Raw genomic sequence first — 19,664 nt, 5'->3', positions numbered from 1 at the left:
CGTTGTTCTCTGCACCCCCCCTACGAAGCCACCTCCAGCTTCTGACGCCTCCTAGCCACTCCCTTTCCTCGCCCATGCGGTGATGTTGCCTCTGAACTGCACCTTCCATCTGCATCACGATCGTTGCGACATCTGGGTCGGTACGCAGTCGCCTACGATCACGCAGTCTCTGGTGGCCGAACTCACCGGTCTGCCAAAGGACGTGGTTAAGATTCACAATCATCTGATTGGCGGTGGCTTCGGCCGAAGGCTGGAGGCTGATGGCACAGTGCTGGCCGTCAAGATCGCCAAGCACGTCGACGGCCCGGTGAAGGTGATCTGGAGCCGAGAGGAAGACATCCAGCACGACATGTACCGGCCATATTATCTCGATCGGCTTTCGGCAGGACTTGATGCGACGGGCAGGCCGGTCGCCTGGATGCATCGGATCGCCGGCTCCTCCGTTATGGCTCGCTACTATCCACCTTACGTCAAGGATGGATTGGATCCCGATGCCGTAGAAGCGGCGGCTGAGCCGCCCTATGCACTACCCAATATCCATGTCGACTTTGTGCGGGTCGAGCCCCCTGGTGTCCGGACGTCCTGGTGGCGTGGCGTCGGACCGACTCACAACGTTTTTGTAGTCGAAAGCTTCATCGATGAGCTCGCGCATGCCGCGCAGCAGGATCCCGTCGCTTATCGCAAGGGATTGCTTGGCCACAATCCGCGAGCGCTTGCTGTCCTGTCGCTCGCGGCGGAAAAATCCGGGTGGGGATCCCCCCTGCCTCCACGGCATGGCCGTGGGATTTCGGTACAATTCGCATACGGGAGCTACACGTCACAGGTCGCCGAGGTCCATGTGGCGCCCGATGGTTCTGTCAGGGTCAACCGCGTTGTCTGTGCGATTGATTGCGGCATGTATGTCAATCCCGATACGATCGAAGCACAGGTTCAGGGTGGAACGCTATTCGGGCTGACCGCTGCACTCCATGGGTCAATCACTTTCAAGGATGGACGCGTCGAGCAGAGCAACTTCGATACCTATCTGCCGATGCGCATCGATGAGGTACCGGTGGTGGAGACGCACTTGGTCAAGAATGCAGAGGCTCCAGGCGGCGTTGGTGAAGCGCCGACAGCAATCGTAAGTGCGGCCGTCACCAATGCGATCTTCGCCGCGACCGGCAAGCGTGTGCGCAGCCTGCCAATCGATACAAATTCGCTGAAGTCGTCGTCATAGTTCTTGCCGGTCATCGCTTGCGCGTCGCAGCCGCAGGAACGCTCGTGACCATCGCCAGGTCGACCGAGGCACGGCCTGCCGACGGCCTGGAAGCTGACTTTGTTCTCGTGTCCGATCGCGCCCAACTGGGTGAGATCCTCTGGCGGGTGCGTGATGGACGGCTGCGGACGAACATCGGCACCGTCGCGACCTTCGACGGTGCCTGCGCTGCTTTCAATCGGACGAAGCGGATCAGCGGGAAGACGATTATCCGCGTTCGTCCGTGAGGATGCTCAGCGTGAAGGAATCTACGCGATGAGCACGCAAGAGAAACGCGGCTATCAAATGTTTCCAGTGCTCGATGCGTAGCGGGTTGAGGACGTTACAGGGATTTCAGGAGCATTCTATGCAACCAGTCGAGATTAAAGCCATTGCTAACCACGATTTTGATATTTGGCTTCCGCTGTGGAAAGGCTATCAACGATTTTACGAGGTGGATATCCCCGAGTCGGTGACGATCAAGACCTGGGCGCGTTTGCTGGACCCGGTTGAGCCGATGGGTGCAGCGCTCGCCATAGTCGGTAAACAAGCATTGGGCTTGGTGCATTCGATCTACCATCGATCAACTTGGACGACGGGCGACTACTGCTATCTTCAAGACTTGTTTGTCGCGAACGACGCACGTGGCGGCGGCGTCGGTCGCGCGCTGATCGAGCATGTCTATGCCGAGGCGAGACGTCGAGGGGCGGCCCGCGTGTACTGGTCGACGCACGAATCCAATCACAGCGCCATGCAGCTTTACGACCGGACACCTGAGCCGCCCTGGCCTTCTCGATGGGCCGGCGCTGTCTCCGCCCATGATGGCGAAACGCAAACCGTCACGAAGAACTTTGAGTCGGCTATTGCCAATATCCCCGGCAAGTCGCTGATCGTCTTGGAAGTCGACTACGCGCCTGGCGCAGCCTCTCCGCCCCACACTCACGCGAAGTCAATGGGGCAAGGCGCTTCATCCCTACTCTACCGAAACTCCCTTCCTCTCACTCTCATCTCGGGGCGGTCGTTTCGGGGCGCTGGAATAGGGCCCCGGCGGACGACTTTCTGGCCCCGACCTGTCGCAAATGTCTATCGCGTGACTCGGCCTCTTGCGCCTGACGTTGGCGACAGACGTCACCTCGAGCTTTCAGCCTCGACCGCAGATCTAGTGCGCTCGGCTTGCCGGCACGCCGCCCTCAGGCGCCGACTTGAGCACGATGGCGAGCAATCGGGCCTGGTCCGAGACCTACAAGTGCCAGTGATCCTTTTGAGCATCTAATTGAGCTGATCCAGTCTCGAACTTTGAGTCGCCGACCGTAAGCTTTGGTAGTGGCGCGATCGAAGCGCTCGCAAAAAGGGGATGATCGTGTTTCGTATTCCGGCTGCCGTCGCTATGTTGGTCCTCCTCAGTGCCTGCTCGCGCGAGACGCCGCCAGCTCCGCTACCGCCCGCGGTCTCCGTCGCCAATCCTCTTTTGAAGAACGTCGTCGATTGGGACGAATATATCGGCCATTTCGAGGCGCCGCAGTCTGTCGAGCTCAGGGCGCGAGTGACCGGGCAGGTCACGCAGGTCCTGTTACGCGACGGCCAAGATGTCCGGGAGGGCCAGCCGCTCTTCGTCCTCGATCCGCAGCCCTACAAGGCCGAGCTTGATCAGGCGCGGGCGGCGGTGGAGAGCGCTGAGGCGACACGCGAGAACGCAATATTGATCGAGGCTCGATCAGCGATCCTCGAAGCGAAGGATACGGTCAGCAAGGAGAAGCTGGAAACCGATCAGACGCGGCTCCGTACGGCGACCGCCGCACTTCATTCCGCGCAGGCAGCATTGGAAACTGCCGAGCTGAACTACGGTTGGACCACCGTCCGGGCCCCTATCTCCGGGCGCGTTTCGAGCCGTCGCGTCTCGACCGGGGACCATGTCCAGGCGGGGACGACCATGCTCACGACGGTCGTGTCGCTCGACCCGATCTGGTTCGTTTTCGACGGCGCCGAGAGCTTCTATCTGAAATATCTTCGGCAGGCGCAACAGGGCCAACGCCAATCCTCGAGAGACTTCGAAAATCCGATCGATATCAGGCTGTCCGACGAAACCAGCTTCTCACATCACGGAAAGATGGTGTTCGTCGACAACGCCATCGATATTGATTCGGGAACGATCCAGGCTCACGCCGTCGTCGACAATCACGATCATTTTTTGACCCCTGGAATGTTCGGCCGGGCGCGCCTTCTCGGGTCTGGCAGCTATCGCGCCATGCTTGTGCCCGATGAAGCGATCATCACCGCGCAGGCCACGAGGGAGGTCCTGGTACTTGCGCGTGACAGCACAGTTACGAAGCGGACGGTCGAGCTGGGACCGGAGGTTCTTGGGCTGCGGGTAGTAAAGGGCGGCCTCGCCCCCACCGATCTCGTCATCCTCGACCATATCACCCAGCTCAAGCCGGGAATGAAAGTCACGCCGCACCGCACCGCGATCGAGCCGCGCAATGCAGATGCCGGCCCGGCGATGCCGCCGGTCAATTCGCCTGAGCCGTCCGTCGCGACTTCTTCCGACGAGCACTGAGGAGCGATCGATGCGCTTTCCGCACTTTTTCATCGAGCGACCGATCTTCGCGGCGGTGCTCGCGATCCTGATCACCGTCGTCGGTTTCGTGGCCTACCCGTCCCTGCCGGTCGGTCAATATCCGGAGGTCGCGCCGCCGACCGTCGTCGTCACCGCGAAGTTTCCCGGTGCGACCGCAGAGACGATGGCATCAACCGTGGCTGTTCCCCTTGAGCAGCAGATCAACGGCGTCGAGCATATGCTGTACATGTCGACCTCGTCGCTCGGCGAAGGGTCGGTAACAATAACCATCACTTTCGCGCTCGGCGCCGACGTCAACCAGGCGCAGGTTCTTGTCCAGAACCGGGTCGACGAGGCGCTTCCGCGATTGCCCGAGATGACTCGGCAAATCGGCGTCACTGTGCGCAAGGTCTCGGCCGAAGACCTCGTGGGCTTCGCCTTCTACTCACCCGACAACTCGCTCGATACCGACTTCATCTCGAATTACGTGACCCTGCAAATCAACGATCGCATCAAGCGCATCCCCGGCGTCGGCGATACGGTGCGCTTCGGCGGGCGCGACTACGCCATGAGGATCTGGATCGACCCGGATCAGGCCGCGGCGCGGAACTTGACCGTCGACGAGATAATAGCGGCCATTCGCGCCCAGAATGCCCAGGTCGCAGCCGGTATCATCGGCCAGCCGCCGTTTGGCACAAATGCCAATGCCTATCAGCTCGGCGTCGATACCGAAGGCCGCCTCGCCAGCCCAGAGCAATTCGGCGGCATCGTTCTCAAACGGCGCGCCGATGGCGGATTGACCCGGCTGCGCGACGTCGCGAGAGTCGAGCTGGGCGCCCAAGACTATTCGACCAACGCATTCCTAAACGACCGCAACGCGATCGGCCTGGTCCTCAAGCAACAACCCGGCACCAACGCGCTCGCGACCGAGGCACGAGCCAAGGCTCTTGTCGCGGAGCTGTCGAAGGACTTCCCGCCAGGGATGGCTTATTCCGTCGCCCACCACCCGCTCGACTTCGTGGCGGACTCGATCCGGGACGTGAAGGAGACTCTTTTCGTCGCGCTGCTGCTCGTCTCATCGATCGTCCTACTCTTCCTGCAAAGCTGGAGAGCGGCGACCGTGCCATTGATCGCAATCCCGATCTCCCTGACCGGAAGTTTCGCAACGATGGCTGCGTTCGGCTTCTCGCTGAACACCTTGTCGCTTTTCGGAATGGTGCTGGCGATCGGTATCGTCGTGGATGACGCGATCGTCGTGGTCGAGAACATCGAGCGGTTAATCGTCGAGGAAAATCTCTCGCCGAAGGAGGCGGCGCACAAGACGATGAGCGAAGTGTCAGGCGCGCTCCTTGCCATCGCCCTCGTGCTCTGCGGCGTGTTCCTGCCAACAGCCTTCATCCCGGGCTTCTCGGGCGAGTTCTACAAGCAGTTCACGTTGACGATCGTTTCGGCGACGGTCGTGTCGGCCTTCATCTCGCTGACGCTGTCGCCAGCAATAGGGGCGTTGCTGCTCAAACCTGCCGACCAGAGATCGGGGGCCAAACCCGGCATTCTCGGCTTTCCGGGCCGATTTGCCCGGCGGTTCAATCACCTGTTTGACCGAATGTCGGTTCACTACGGCCGCCTAACGGGCAAGCTTGTCCGGCGCGTCGTGATCCTCTCGGTCATCTATGTCACGCTCATATTCATGACGGGGTGGCGCTTCTACGTCACGCCGCAAGGCTTCATTCCTTCGCAGGACCAGGACCTGCTGCTCAACGTGCTCCAACTGCCTCCTGGCTCGTCGCTCGAACGGACGACGCAAATCGCAAAACAGGTCCAAGCTGCGGCGGCAACAGTTCCCGAGGTCGATCACTCATTGACCTTCGCCGGGTTCGATGGCGCGACCTACTCCAATGCCTCGAACACGGCCCTCGTTCCCGTCCACCTGAAACCGCAATCCAAACGCAAGGCGACGATAGACGAGGTCGCGGACAAGCTTCGCAAGGCCTTTTCGAATATAACTGGCGCCAACGTACTGGTGATCTCGCCACCACCAGTCCGAAGCATCGGCACCGCCGGCGGATTCAAGATGGAAGTGGAGGATCGCTCTGGCTTGGGCTACGCGGCGCTCGAGCGGGCCGCGCAGGACGTGATCGCCGAAGCGAACAAGAACCCCGCGCTGCAGCGGGTCTTTACGACCTACAACACCGGGACGCCGCGTCTTCACGTGTCGATTGATCGCGAGAAGGCGGAGCAGCTCGGCGTGCCCGTGGATCGCGTATTCTCGACCCTCGGCACCTATCTGGGCTCAACGTACATCAACGACTTCAATTACCTCGACCGCACCTGGCAAGTGATCGCCCAGGCGGACTCGTCGTACCGGCAATCGGCCGCTGACATCGTTCAACTCCGCGCGCGCTCGGCAAGCGGGAAGATGGTCCCGCTCGCCGCGATCGCGGATGTTCAAAAGCAATCCGGCCCGTATCGCGTCGTGCGCTACAACATGTTCCCGTCCGCGGAGATACAGGGCGGGGCCGCCCCAGGCTATTCGTCCGGCCAGGCGCTGCAAGCGATGGAGGAGATAGCCGCCCGCGTTCTGCCGAAGGGCATGGGCATCGAGTGGACCGAGCTCGCCTTTCAGCAGAAGCAAGCGGGTAATACCGGCATCTACGTCTTTGGGCTGGCCGTGCTGTTCGTCTTCCTGCTTCTGGCCGCTCAGTATGAGAGCGTTGTACTGCCGCTGGCGGTGATCCTCATCGTTCCAATGTGCCTCCTCGCTGCCATCCTAGGGATCAACTTGCTCGGAATGGACAACAACATCCTCACGCAAATCGGGCTCGTGGTGCTGATCGGACTCGCAGCGAAGAACGCGATTCTGATCGTCGAGTTCGCGAGACAAGGCGAAGCCGAAGGCTTGTCTCATCGGGAAGCTGCGATCCGAGCAGCGCACCAACGGCTTCGCCCGATCCTGATGACGTCGATCGCGTTCATCCTGGGCGTGCTTCCACTCATTATCGCGAACGGCGCCGGATCGGAGATGCGCAAAGCACTCGGCGTCGCCGTTTTCTTCGGAATGATCGGCGTGACCTTCTTTGGGCTGATTTTCACGCCGAGCTTCTACGTCATCAATCGCCTCATGGCCGATTGGATTACCGCGCGGGTGAAGCGATTGCGCGTACGGCTTGGCGGACGTGTCGCCGCTGGCGAGACAAAGCCGACTGTTCCAACCGCACCGACAGTAGACGCAGCATGATGGCTATACGGACGTTCGCTACATCGGTGCTTCTGACTAGCGGATTGGCGCTGGGGGCCCGTTGTGTGGTCGGCCCGGACTATCGCCCTCCCGAGATTTCAAAGGTCGCGAAGGAGCCCTTCAGGGAAGTTAGCGAGATGGCCGAGCGGCGGCGCGATGAACTGCAGGCCTTTGGGTTGTGCCAACTGCGCTATGTCATTGCTGCAGCCGACAATGGCAGTTTCCGAAAAGCCACGATAGCAATTGGCGTCCAGGAATCAGCCATCGGCCGTCGCATTCGCGATCTGGAAGACGAGATCGGCGCCGCGCTGTTCGTCCGCGGCAGCAGCGGAGTCAGGCTCACGCATGCGGGTCAGCTCTTTATCGCGCGGGCGCGGAGGGCCCCTGAATCAAATCAATTATGTCGCTATTGATGCCGCGTCGCCCGGTCGAGGAGAGACCGGCGAGGTCCGCATTGGCATATTCACTTCACTCGCTACGAGCTTCCTGGCGCAGCTGCTTCGTGCTTTCGTTGACAGCAATAAGGATGTTCGCCCCGAGCTCGTTGAGGGCGGTCCGGCCACGCATATGGCCGCGATTCAGAATCATCAGCTTGACGTCGCATTTCTCACCGGAAGGCCGAAAGCCGAAGGGCGCGAGATTGTGCACTTCTGGAACGAACGCGTGCTGGTCGCGATTCAGCTTTGATCTGAAGACGGCTCAGATTTGATCTGCAAGAACGTCACTTCCATGCTAGGGTGTTCTGATCATGATTGCTGCGTTTGGGTTCGGGAGGACGGTCAGTCGGTGGCGCGAACGAAGCATGGCGACGCCCTCGCTGATCTCCAGAGAACGGGCTTCGGAGCACTATGTGCACCGGTAGCCCGTGCAGTAAAGGGCTACTACAGTCATGCACACCTCGAAAGCGATTCCAACGCAGGCTCTCTTCGGGCAGGACGGTTCGCTGACCACGGGCTCCACTGTCAAATTGTCTACAAGAGACCTCGACGACTTGATGCAGGCGCTTGACATCGATGTCATCGCGCTGACTGAGATTCTGGTGCCGCACGGCCATCGAGTCGAAATGGGAATGATTGACGCACCCGGGATCCACTACAACTTGAGTGGTGTGGGTCGCATATCGATCAACGGCGGACCCGAGATGCCATTGAGCCCTCATTTGCTCATCATCGTGCCGCCAAATACTCCGTTCACGATCGAGGTTGACGGTGGAAGTGGTCCACCAAAGCTCATTTCGAGAGACTGCTGGACTCGTCGAGACGACATCCTCCGCGTCGCAGTGCCGAACGAGCAACCCCAAATCGTTCAGATATGCGGCTTTTTTAACGCATCCTTTGGTCAGTCTGTGAGGCTGTTCGGAGAACTCCGCGAACCTGTGATCGAGCAGTTCGCGCCAGCGGACAAGATAGATCTGAAGCTTCGCGAGGCTATGGACGAGCTGCTACAGCAAGAGGTCGGCGTTGGAGCCATGACAGCGTCTCTGCTCAAGCAAATCATTGTCTCCTTGGTGCGACGGTCCCTCAGGTCATCCCGGCGATGGACTGAGCGATTCTCAATACTTGCCGACAGGCAGGTCAGCCGTGCTTTTGCTGATATGGTGGCGCGGCCGGGAGCCGCCCATTCAGTTCACAGCTTGGCGCACAGTGCGGGATTGAGTCGTTCGGCGTTCATGGCGCGATTCTCGGACATCTTTGGACGATCCCCGATGGTCGTGTTGCGGGACTTGAGAATGCGCCAGGCGGCGATCGATTTGACAACAACGACGATGTCGATCGACGTCATTGCTCACAATGCGGGGTACGAAAGCCGTTCAAGTTTTGTGCGAGCTTTTCGAAAGGCGTACAATCGAAATCCGGCCGACTATCGGCGGATAGCCAAGGAGAGCAAAGCCCGGAAGGATATCTGAGAACGACGTGCGATCCGTGGTGGGCGCTATGCACTCTACGATGGATACCTTAAGCATCCCGGACGGAGTCTCTGGTGGGTTGGTGGTGTCCAGACAACGCACGAGCTCCTTGTGTACCGACGCCGCTCGCAGCATTTCGCTTCAAGTTGGCTGCGGCGAAGGCATACCCCCCGGAAGCACCGTCAACGAAGTGCACGTGATTGGCTCGCGCGGGTGACGGTACGAAGCATGTAAGATTCGCGGAGGACTGTCGATGCGTTCCAAAAAAGCATATGCCTCGTCGCTGGGCTTCTTCCAAGCGAGCGTCTATCAGGTCGGCGAGTTCCGATGAGCAATCCACGGTCATACGCAGGCCATCATCGAATTTTCGATAGTCGGTATTCTCAACGAGCTCTCGTCGGAACCGGGCTCCGTCAAAGCCATCAATTGGAAGTCGCGGCAGGATGCCCATCCGCGCCAAAATGGCGTGCAGGCACTTCGCAGCTCGAGCCAAAAAGGGTATCTTTTGCGTGCCCTTCTTGATGGCATGATCAACGTCGTCGTTGATCCGGGCAGCGACCGGGCCTTCGGCGGGCAACGGATGTAGGCGGGGCTCAGTCAAACGGAACGTCCGCAGCAGCTCACATATAAGCTCCACGAATGCGCTTGGATCATCGCGCGGAACGACGATAAGAGACAAGATAATCCCATGCCTGGCACTGATCGGCGCAAATCGGCACGACAGACCTGTGAGGTCAGCTGTTACGCCGGTGGGCGCGCGCGGAACGGTGTAGCCGCCCTGCTTGAGCTTGCGCTCGGCCCAGGCAAGCCCTCCGCCGGAAAAAGTCGCGTAAGTGAGATTTGAAGACGGCGCGAAGCGGGCAACCAGAACGTCCAACTGCTGAGCACGAATGTCCGCGATAGGAATGACCGCGGCGCGCAGTTTGAGACCGAGTGCGTCTTCAGCCCAAGCAGCGGTCTTCGCCAACGTGTCCTGAATGATGGACGAATAAGCGCTTGGCGCTGCGAAGCTCGCGCCGTCTCCTCCGAACGTGTAAGGAAACTGCAGGTGCGGTAGTGCATTACTGACGGCGGCAAGAACCGCTGCACCGGCCGCGTTCACCTCGCGGTACCGTCCCTGTTCAATAGCTTCGGTCGAGTGTCTGACGTCCGTGACGCCTATCAGCCAGTCATTAGGCAGAGGCCGATACCGATCTCGCCGCACTACGTCTTCGAAAGAGACGAAAGGCGCAAGCTCCTGATAGAAGCGGTCTTCTTCTGTCTCTTGGTCTGCCTCTATCTCGAGAGAGCCGAGCAACAAAGCTTGCTCTGATCTGGCCGGCATCGCTTGCACTCCTTTCGGTCACAACCGGAGTTCAAAGTGGGGTCACGGCGACATTCCGCTTAATAGCTTCGGCTTTCCGCTTCAGATCCTCCACCAGCATCGCCGAGGCGTGGCGCGCAAGCGCCTGGGTCGGCGCGTTGGTATTACCGCTGGTGATGTTCGGCATGATCGAGGCGTCGATCACCCGGAGGCCGTCGACCCCTCGGACCCTGAGCCTCGCGTCGACCACCGCTCGTTCATCCTGGCCCATCCTGCATGTGCCGACCGGGTGCCACATTGTCGTTACGACACGCTTCACCCATTCGCCGATCTCCGCGTCCGACTGGATGTGCGGACCGGGATCCAGTTCTTCCTCGATCACCGTCGCCAATGACCGCTGGGCCATGACCTTGCGGATCGCACGCACCGAGTCCACGGCGGCCCTTAGGTCCTTTTCCTCGCCGATGAAGTTCGGGTTGATCAGGGGCATTGATGCCGGATCGCTGTCGGCTAACCGCACCCAGCCGCGGCTCTTGGGCTGAAGCACCACGAGTTCAAACGTGATGCCCGACCGATCGCCCGCCGGGCCAAGTTGCTCGGTCAAGACGATCGGCGCGTGATAGCATTGGATCGTCGGCTCGGCGCTGAAATCGGACGGATTCCAGTGTGTCACCGTCTCGATGCCATTGCCCGAGGCGGGGCCATCCTTGGTGACTAGATAACGCAGGCCAGCCTTCACGCTGCCGAGGCCCTGCGCGGCAGCTTGATAGCCGAGATCGCCCTTCACGTAGACACGGACCGGCACCATGGGATGGTCATGGAGATTTTCGCCCACCTCCGGAGAATCGACGATCACCGCGATACCTTGCTGGCGCAACTGCTCGGCCGGCCCGATGCCCGAGTGCATGAGGATCGTCGGACTATGGACTGTGCCGGCCGACAATACGACTTCCTTGGCCGTGATCCTCTCCAAACCATTGTCCATCAACTCAACGCCGACGGCGCGCTTGTTCTCGATGAGGATACGAACGACGGTCTTGCCGGTTAGAAGGGTCACGCGGCCCGAGGTCAGGTGCGGACGCAGATAAGCGTCGACAGCGCTGCACCGACGCTGATCACCGACTGTCGACTGCACCGGCGATACGCCGATCTGGCTTTTGCCGTTATAGTCGGGGTTATAAGGAATCCCATATTCCTGGAACGCCTTGAGGCAATACTGGTTCAGTTTATTGATGCCCTTGGGCAACTGGACCGCCAGACCACCATCTATCCCGTGATATTCATCGTGGAAAGTGTCGTTGTTTTCCTGCGCCATGAAGACCGGAAGCAGGTCCTCATACGACCAATTTCCGGTGTTGCCGACCGCGTCCTGCCACGCCGCGAAGTCGCGTATCTGACCGCGGACGTAGCACATCGCGTTGATCGAGGAGCCGCCGCCAAGCACCTTGCCTGAGCGATATGCTCGCTTCGTGCCGTGCTGGGGAACCGTCTCGTATTTCCAGACATGCCGGTCGTGGGCTAGAATATTGGCAAAGCCGGCGGGAATGTGAATGAACGGGTCGCGATCGATGTCACCCGCTTCGATCAGCGCAATCGACGCGTTGGTGTGTTCGGCGAGATAGCTCGCAACAACGCAGCCGGCCGCGCCCGCACCAACAATGACAACGTCGTATCTCCTCTGGGACATGAGTGTCTTTCTCTTTCGCAGCATTTTCATCATTCAATCGACGCTCGCAGCCCGCGCCCCAATCGCGGCCCTGATCCGCAGATTGACTGGGCCTTGCTTTACAGGGTGACGTTGCAACGCCGGCGAGGGAAATCACCTCTCACCATGGAGTCGATAGACGATCGTTATTAACGCTCGCCGCGCGGCATGATGTCGTAGCGAAGAACGCCACCAGGCCGGTCCTCGTCAGAGGCGCAGTCTATTTCATGATGAAAGGAGTCGCTGACGGTGGACGCTTTAAGCCATTTGCCGCGTTCACCTTCATGGGCCACGTTTCCCAGGCCGGCTGCCGCCCTCGCCTATCCGATCCGAACTCCGCACATACCTGCGATGATCGCGGCCGAGATAACGGCGCTTAGTGCGACGCATGCATCCCAAAGACGATCTGCGGCCCGTCGATCGACGCCATGTGCGATCAGCACCACCCGCAACCCCGACGCCAGGTGGCTTAGGACAAAGAACGCGCCGAGGGCGTAATGGGGCAACAGGCGGATATTCCAGGCGTCGTGAATGAGCCCGATCGGAGCTCCGATCGCGAAATTCCAATCGGTCGGTATACCGAGAAAGCTTCGAGCATAGATGAAAACCGAGTTCATGTGCCCGAGGATATACAGCGAGAGATAGGCCCCCGACCCGACCTGAAATGTCCGATGGAGGCCCTGCGGGGCCGCACTCCAACGCCATGCCAGAAACAGGCCGGTGCCGATCTGGGAAAGCATGGCTGCGACCAACAACGGTTCACCCACACGAGAGCGGTAGACAACGCGGCCGATCTTCATGACGGCCGCATGTGCGTCGGGGCCGATCAGCCCAAGCAGGTGATTGGTTAGATGGAACGCCACGTATAGGGACAGGACCGCCGCCGTCATTCCGTGGACGATACGCCAGCGTCCCATGGTCGGCCACGTTGCGGCGACGACGGGATTGCGGGCGGTCTGTGACCAAAGCGCGATTGCGAGCCAAAGCACGCACCACACGATTTCGTCGGGGATAGGGCTGCGATTCAGGGCCTGAACGACGCCAAGAAAGACATAGAGCGTTGGCGCCGTCACGGCGGCATAGGCGAGCCGCCTCGCCCCCGGATCGGCGTTGCACCGGCAAGCAAGTCCGAGCGCGAAAAACGGCACGACGAGCGCTACGGCCAAAATCAATGTCGCGCCGACAATTATGGAGAGCGAAGGCGTTGCCGCTTGCGTGCCGACGACGGCATGAAAGGCCCGGAGCAGAAACGGGTAGCAAATGGCCGCCATTGCGGGAGCCAGCGCTAAATAGTCAAAGCGCTGCCCGATCGTGGCGCATCGGTCCCGCAGTTGAGCAAATGCGCCCATCTTAAGCCTCTTGTATATCAGGCGCGCGATCCGCCTTCCCAAAAGCCCGGCCATTGTGATTTTAATTTCCACTCGCCCAGCGCCATGACGGCTAGAGGAAACGCGGAGCTGAACATCGCAACTCACTCCGCCGCGGCCGCCATCGTCTGGATCGGCTTGCCCTCGTTTTTACCTTCGGCGAGGTTGCGGACCACCATGTAGAAGATCGGTGTGAACAGCAGCCCGAACAGGGTGACGCCGAGCATGCCGAAGAACACAGCTACTCCAACCGCCTGACGCATCTCCGAGCCCGAGCCGGTCGATATCACCAGCGGCAGCACGCCGAGGATGAACGCGAACGACGTCATTAGGATCGGCCGCAAGCGCAGGCGGCACGCCTCGATCACCGCCTCGAGGCGCTCCTTGCCTTCGGCCTCGATGTCGCGCGCGAACTCGACGATCAGGATCGCGTTCTTGGCGGCCAATCCCACAAGCACGATGAAGCCGATCTGGGTGAGGATGTTGACGTCCTGATGCATGATGCGCACGCCGATGGTGGCGGCTAGCAGGCACATCGGCACGATCAGGATGACGGAGAACGGCAGGCTCCAGCTGCCATATTGCGCGGCGAGCACCAGATAGACGAACAGCACGCAGATCGGGAACACGAACAGACCGGTATTGGCGCCGTTGACCTGCTGATAGGACAGGTCGGTCCAGTCATAAGAGAAGCCGCTCGGCAAGGTCTCGTCGGCGAGCCGCTTCATCACGGCGATCGCGGTCGCCGAACTTACGCCAGGCCGAGCCTCCCCCTGTAGCTCAGCGGTCGGATAGAGGTTGTATCGCGCCACACGGTCGGGACCCGAGACGTCCTTGAAATCCACGACGCTGCCGAGCATCACCATGTCGCCATTGGCGTTGCGGGTGCGCAGCCGCGCCAGATCTTGCTTTTCCTTGCGGAACGGCAGATCGGCCTGCGCGGTGACGTGATAGGTGCGGCCGAACAGGTTGAAGTCGTTGACATAGGTCGATCCGAAATAGGTCTGGATGGTGTCGGTGATGCCCTGGATCGGCACGCCGAGCTTCTGCGCTTTGACCTGATCGATATCGACAAAGACCTGCGGCGTGTTCGCCGAGAAGGGTGAGAACACCGTAGGCGCGAGCAGCAGCGGCGACTTGCGTGCGGCTGCGACAAGTTCGTCGGTGGCGGCCGCAAGCATCTGAGGGCCGCGGCCCAGCCGGTCCTGGATGCGCATAGTGAAGCCGCCGCCGGTGCCGATGCCCGGGATGGGCGGCGGCGGGATCACGATGATGAAGGCGCCTTCGATCGCGGACAGCCGCTTGCGCAAGTCAGCCGTGATCACCTGCGCATTCAGCCCCCTCTTGAGCCGCACTTCCGGCTCATCGAACACCGGAAACAGCGCGGCCGAATTGCTCGCCTGGGTTCGCGTCGCGCCCGACAGTCCAGCAAAGACCGCGATATGCGAGATTCCCGGCGTATCGAGCGCGATGCTCTCGATCCGGCGCACAATCTCGGTGGTGCGCGCCAGCGAAGCCGCGCCTGGCAGCTGCGCGGAGATGATCACGTAGCCGCGATCCTGAGCCGGAATGTAGCCTTGCGGCGTGGTGACGAGCAGCCAGCCGGCGCTGCCGATCAGCACGACATAGATCAGCAGCATCACGACGCGATGGCGGATCACGAAGCCGGCAACGTCGGCATAGCTGTTGGACAGCCAGTCGAAGCCGCGGTTGAAGATGCCGGTGAACCATTCCCAGCCGCGCGCGATCAGATTCCACCGCGCCGGCGACCGCTTTTCCTCGTGCGGAACGAGAATCTGCGAAGCCAGCGCCGGCGACAGGGTCAGCGAGCAGAAGCAGGAGATCGCGGTCGCAACCGCAATCGTCACCGCGAATTGCTGGAAGAACTGTCCGGTGATGCCGCCGAGAAACGCCGTCGGCACGAACACCGCGCACAACACCAGCGCGATCGAGACCAGCGCCCCGCCGACTTCCTCCATCGTCTTCAGCGCGGCATCGCGCCGGCTCATACCATGCTCGAGATGCCGCTCGACGTTCTCGACCACGACAATGGCGTCGTCGACCACGATGCCGACCGCGAGCACGAGGCCGAACAGAGTGAGGTTGTTGATGCCATAGCCAAGAGCGGCCATTGCCGCGAAGGTGCCGACCAGCGACACCGGGATTGCCACGATAGGAATGATCGCCGGCCGCCATCCCTGCAGGAACACCAACACCACTATGACGACGAGAACCATCGCCTCATAGATGGTCTTGATCAGCTCGCTGATGGACTGCCGGATGAACTCGGTCGGGTTGTAGCCGATGTCGTAGTCCAGCCCCTTGGGAAAGCTGGCCTTCAGCTTAACCATGGTGTCCTTGATACCCTTGGCGGTCGCCAGCGCATTCGATCCAGGACGCTGGGTCACCAGCATCGCGACCGCGGTCTTGCGCAGCTCGAAGCTGTTGGTGGAATAATCGAGCGCGCCGAGCTCGATCCGCCCGACGTCGCGCAGCCGCACAATGCGACCGTCCGAGCCCGACTTGACCACGATGTCCTCGAATTGGGCCGGCTCCTTCAGCCGTCCGGTGAAGGTCAGGTTCGGCTGGAAGGCGCGGTCGGCGATCGGCGGACTCGCGAGCTGGCCGCCGGTGATTTGCAGATTCTGGGCGCGGATCGCAGCGATCACGTCGGACGAGGTCATGCCGAGGTTGGAGATCTTGTCCGGGTCGAGCCACAGCCGCATCGAATAGTCGCGCGCGCCGAAGATCGTGATGTCGCCGATGCCATCGAGCCGCAAAAGCTGGTCGCGGACCTGCAGCAGCGCGTAGTTGGAGATGTAGAGCTGGTCGAGACTATCATCTGGCGACAGCATGAACACGACCATCAAGATGTCGGGTGAGTTCTTTTTGGTGGTGACGCCGTTGCGCTGCACTTCATCCGGCAATTGCGGCTGCGCGATCGCGACGCGGTTCTGCACCAGTACCTGCGCCTTGTCGAGATCGGTGCCGAGCTTGAAGGTGATGGTGATGGTAAGCTGGCCGTTCGAGGTGGCCTGGCTGTACATGTACAGCATGTCCTCGACGCCGTTGATCTGCTGCTCGATCGGCGCCGCCACCGTGTCGGAGATAGTCTGCGCCGAGGCGCCCGGATAGGTCGCGGTGACGACCACCGTCGGCGGCACCACTTCGGGATATTCTGCGACTGGCAGCGTCCGGTAGGCCAGCGCGCCCACGATAAGGAGCACGATCGACAGCACCATCGCCAGGATGGGCTGATTGATGGAAAGACGGCCGAGATTCATGACCTGCCTCCGCCGATCTGCGCCACATGGGGCGTCACCTTGGCCCCGACGCGGGCGCGCTGGACGCCGTCGACGATGACGTGCTCCTCCGGCCTCAGGCCGGTACGGATCACGCGCAGGCCACCGTCCAGCGGGCCGAGTTCGACAGCGCGTGCTTCCACGGTGTCGTCGTCCTTCACCACGAACACGATCTTGCGCGACTGATCGGTCGCTATCGCAGTTTCTGGCAGTAGCAACGCCTCATAGGGCGAAGAGCCAATCAGCCGTACGCGGCCGAATTGGCCCGGCAGGATCGAGAGATCATGGTTGGGGATCACGGCGCGGCTGCGCAACGTCGCAGTCGAGGCATCGAGCTGGTTGTCGATGAAATCCATGCGCCCTTCATGCGAGGGCTTGGTCTCGCCGGTCAGTGCCACCTCGACCGGGTTGGGCGTGTCTCGCGAACTCGGCCGCTTGCCTTCGAACCAGAGTTTGTTGTTCTTCAGGTAGGTGGCCTCATCCACGTCAAAATAGATGTAGATCGGATCCATCGAGACGATGGTGGTGAGCAGCGTCGAGGTGCCGTTATCGCTGCCCGAGACGAGATTTCCGACACTGACAAGATGGCGGCTGACTCGACCCGTGATCGGCGCGAGCACGTGAGTAAATTCAACATTGAGCTGGGCTGCCTTCAGTGTGGCTTCCGCGATTGTCTCAGCGGCGAGCGCCGCCTGCATTGCCTGGCGGCGCTGGTCAACGACCTGTTCAGAGACCGCGCTCGTCTGAACAAGCGTCAGGCCACGATCGAGCTCGCGCTTGGCAAGCTCAGTCTTTGCTCGGGCGTCGGCCAATTGACCATTGGCTTGCTCGGCCACCGCCTCGAATGGCCGAGGGTCAATAATGTATAGCAGGTCACCGGCATGCACCATGTCGCCGTCCTTAAACGCGATATTCATGACGAAGCCGCCGACGCGGGCGCGGACTTGGACCTCCTCAACCGCCTCGAAGCGACCGGTGAACTCGTCCCAGTCGGTGATGGTCCGTTTGACCGGTTGAGCCACTGTCACCGGCGGCGGAGGCGGGGGCGTCTGGGATTGCGCCCTCACGTCGCAGCCAGCGAGCGCGAACAGCATGCCGATCGATGCGCCACCCCATCGTCCAAGTCGACGAAACGGGCTGCAATCGAGCCGAGTTCTCGGGGCCGGATGCCGCGTTCTATTGCTCGTATTCACTTCCGTCTCCCAAGGACCTGGAAAGTTGCGATTGAATTGGACGGTCAACACAATTGCCGTCCGGCCAATCTCGATATAAATCGCTGCAGCATTCGCATCGCTACGCCGACCTCGGATTTCGAGCGCGGCACCGCAAGCTCGGCACGACGATCATTTGGAGAATGACCTTGTAGCGCCGGCTAGGGAAATCACCTCCCGCCATGGAATCGATAAAGGGACGCTATTGCCGATGGCGGCGCGCTGCGCGCCGTCATGTCAGGAATGCCACGAGCCGCATGACGCTCAATGGGGACGTTTTTTGTCCTGCAGAGGCTTCCGAGCCGCCTTCTAAAATCGCAATCAAACTGTCGCGGCTTGCACAACCGGCGCAACGAATATTCACACAGTGTCCGCCTGGGACTTTCGGCTCAATACATTGCGCGCGTGAGCGGAAGCATCATTGAGCCCACCGCGCAAGCGCTCACAAACTTCCTCATCGAAAGCCTTGTCTCCCGATTCACGGAGCATTCCTATCGGTTATGGATACGATAGCTTTACTCGAATGGGCGCCGAATTTAATTTCAAATGCATCGGCTTGGGCGCGTGCGGCGCTTACACGTCGCACGAATTCGGATCCCACTGCCAATAACAGAGTTTCGTGCAGCCTAACGGCATGACAGTCAGCGAGTCGCTTCGCATGACACACTCAAACACAATGGAAGGACGCTCCATGATGCCACAAAGCAATGCATCCAAGCTCCGAGAAGTCTTCGTCACGAGCGATCCTACCAATCATGGCGCGCTGGTTGGTCGTGTCGACGCAACTCCCTTTCCCGTCGGCGGTCCTGATGGAGTCGGACACGTATCCCCGGGTCCCAACCCGTACGACCTTCTAAGCGCATCCCTCGCCGCATGCACCGCTATGACCGTTCGTTTTCACGCCCGGCGCGGAAAAGTTCCGCTGGAGCGCGTGGAAGTGGGCGTCAGCTTCCACCACGGCGCAGCGGGTGAAAGGGATTCGTTCGAGCGCACTCTCGTGTTAGAGGGGAAACTCGATGCGCAACAGCGCACATTTTTGCTGGAGGTCGCAAATCTCTGCCCCGTTGGCGAACTTCTCGGCATCAGTGCGGATATTCGCTTACGCCTGGACGCCACTACTTCCGACCTCAACGCCGGCACTCAGGCCAGCTATGAAGATGATCTGGCTGAACTCGGGATCCCGAATATCTATCCGGATTGAGTGTCTCTCGTGCTGGCGATCGCTGCGGGGGCACCGCAGCCTCTCATGATGCATGGTCTCAAGTTGCGTAAATCCGTGGCTCTGGATGTGCTCCCGAGTGCCCAGAGATCATGCTCTCGCGCGATCGTCCGCTCCGATTCAATGATGAGTTTGACGCAGTTTGATTCTCGCGTGCCGCTTTGATGGCATCAATTCCATAGCCACAGGTCATTGGACCAGCGAGCTTCGTGGCCGCAAAATGAACCGGAAGATGGCGACAGACCCCACGCAAGGAGGTGGATGATGAAAACAATCGTCGTAACGGACCAGGCGGCGGGAACGTCGGGGATGAAGCTTTCGGAGCGGCCGGAGCCGCAGGCAGCGATAAACGACGCCATCGTTCAGGTTCATGCGGCGCGCTTTGTTCCGACTGAGCTGGAGTGGCCCTCAACCTGGACCGACCGCCTCGGCCGCGACCGAACACCCTCGATTCCCGGGCACGAGTTGGCCGGCGTGGTTACCGCTCTCGGCTACGGCACGACGGGACTGTCGGTGGGACAGCGCGTGTTCGGCCTCGCCGACTGGTATCGCGACGGCACCCTGGCGGAATATGTCGCCATGGAGGCCCGCAACCTCGCGCCGCTGCCGGGCGACGTTGACTTCACGG

General features: G+C 60.6%; 14 protein-coding genes and 1 pseudogene. 10 read left to right on the top strand and 5 right to left on the bottom strand.

Going from position 1 to position 19,664, the window contains the following annotated elements:
• Window positions 1-82 precede the first annotated feature (82 nt).
• The 8 genes and pseudogenes from FNJ47_RS33160 (at window position 83) to FNJ47_RS33125 (ending at window position 8,929) form a co-directional block, all read left to right on the top strand.
• On the top strand, window positions 83-1,216 hold the full coding sequence (locus FNJ47_RS33160) for a xanthine dehydrogenase family protein molybdopterin-binding subunit (RefSeq protein WP_347341743.1): 1,134 nt from the start codon (window positions 83-85) through the stop codon (window positions 1,214-1,216).
• Between the two features lie 23 nt (window positions 1,217-1,239).
• A pseudogene (locus FNJ47_RS33155) lies at window positions 1,240-1,482 on the top strand (NADP-dependent oxidoreductase); the annotation flags it as partial.
• A gap of 119 nt (window positions 1,483-1,601) precedes the next feature.
• Entirely contained in the window at window positions 1,602-2,507 is a 906-nt protein-coding gene (locus FNJ47_RS54000) for a GNAT family N-acetyltransferase (RefSeq protein WP_206685371.1), read from the top strand.
• A gap of 81 nt (window positions 2,508-2,588) precedes the next feature.
• Entirely contained in the window at window positions 2,589-3,788 is a 1,200-nt protein-coding gene (locus FNJ47_RS33145; protein WP_163160136.1) for an efflux RND transporter periplasmic adaptor subunit, read from the top strand.
• On the top strand, window positions 3,712-7,023 hold the full coding sequence (locus FNJ47_RS33140; RefSeq protein ID WP_236000237.1) for an efflux RND transporter permease subunit: 3,312 nt from the start codon (window positions 3,712-3,714) through the stop codon (window positions 7,021-7,023). Before FNJ47_RS33145 ends, FNJ47_RS33140 begins: the two co-directional genes overlap by 77 nt.
• A gap of 137 nt (window positions 7,024-7,160) precedes the next feature.
• Window positions 7,161-7,436 carry a helix-turn-helix domain-containing protein gene (locus FNJ47_RS33135; protein WP_163160135.1) on the top strand — a complete coding sequence of 92 codons (276 nt, stop codon included), beginning with the start codon at window positions 7,161-7,163 and terminating at the stop codon, window positions 7,434-7,436.
• Window positions 7,369-7,710 (top strand): LysR family transcriptional regulator substrate-binding protein, encoded by a 342-nt coding sequence (locus FNJ47_RS33130; protein WP_163160134.1) that lies wholly within the window; start codon window positions 7,369-7,371, stop codon window positions 7,708-7,710. The genes FNJ47_RS33135 and FNJ47_RS33130 overlap by 68 nt, the downstream gene beginning before the upstream one ends.
• A gap of 202 nt (window positions 7,711-7,912) precedes the next feature.
• On the top strand, window positions 7,913-8,929 hold the full coding sequence (locus FNJ47_RS33125; protein WP_163160133.1) for a helix-turn-helix transcriptional regulator: 1,017 nt from the start codon (window positions 7,913-7,915) through the stop codon (window positions 8,927-8,929).
• 49 nt (window positions 8,930-8,978) lie between these two features.
• On the opposite strand, the gene FNJ47_RS33120 is transcribed toward FNJ47_RS33125, so the two are convergent.
• The 5 genes from FNJ47_RS33120 to FNJ47_RS33100 all read right to left on the bottom strand — a co-directional run bounded on the left by FNJ47_RS33120 (window position 8,979) and on the right by FNJ47_RS33100 (window position 17,706).
• On the bottom strand, window positions 8,979-10,253 hold the full coding sequence (locus FNJ47_RS33120) for a DUF3095 family protein (protein WP_163160132.1): 1,275 nt from the start codon (window positions 10,251-10,253) through the stop codon (window positions 8,979-8,981).
• Window positions 10,254-10,284: 31 nt separating this feature from the next.
• Window positions 10,285-11,952 (bottom strand): GMC family oxidoreductase, encoded by a 1,668-nt coding sequence (locus FNJ47_RS33115; RefSeq protein ID WP_236000236.1) that lies wholly within the window; start codon window positions 11,950-11,952, stop codon window positions 10,285-10,287.
• A 305-nt stretch (window positions 11,953-12,257) separates the two neighbouring features.
• A complete protein-coding gene (locus FNJ47_RS33110) occupies window positions 12,258-13,286 on the bottom strand; it encodes a hypothetical protein (RefSeq protein WP_163160131.1) in 1,029 nt (342 codons plus the stop codon).
• Between the two features lie 122 nt (window positions 13,287-13,408).
• On the bottom strand, window positions 13,409-16,588 hold the full coding sequence (locus FNJ47_RS33105; protein ID WP_163160130.1) for an efflux RND transporter permease subunit: 3,180 nt from the start codon (window positions 16,586-16,588) through the stop codon (window positions 13,409-13,411).
• A complete protein-coding gene (locus FNJ47_RS33100; protein ID WP_430649434.1) occupies window positions 16,585-17,706 on the bottom strand; it encodes an efflux RND transporter periplasmic adaptor subunit in 1,122 nt (373 codons plus the stop codon). The genes FNJ47_RS33105 and FNJ47_RS33100 overlap by 4 nt, the downstream gene beginning before the upstream one ends.
• Window positions 17,707-18,451: 745 nt before the next feature.
• On the opposite strand from FNJ47_RS33100, the gene FNJ47_RS53340 reads away from it, so the two are divergent.
• The gene (locus tag FNJ47_RS53340) at window positions 18,452-19,018 is read left to right on the top strand and encodes an OsmC family protein (RefSeq protein WP_163160128.1); all 567 of its coding nucleotides are present in this window, start codon (window positions 18,452-18,454) and stop codon (window positions 19,016-19,018) included.
• Between the two features lie 282 nt (window positions 19,019-19,300).
• Window positions 19,301-19,664: alcohol dehydrogenase catalytic domain-containing protein (locus tag FNJ47_RS33090; RefSeq protein ID WP_163160127.1), on the top strand; the 364-nt coding region annotated here is incomplete at its 3' end.

Source organism: Bradyrhizobium uaiense (genome assembly GCF_010811875.1).
Taxonomy (GTDB): domain Bacteria; phylum Pseudomonadota; class Alphaproteobacteria; order Rhizobiales; family Xanthobacteraceae; genus Bradyrhizobium; species Bradyrhizobium uaiense.
This window is presented reverse-complemented; position numbering and strand designations above follow the sequence as displayed.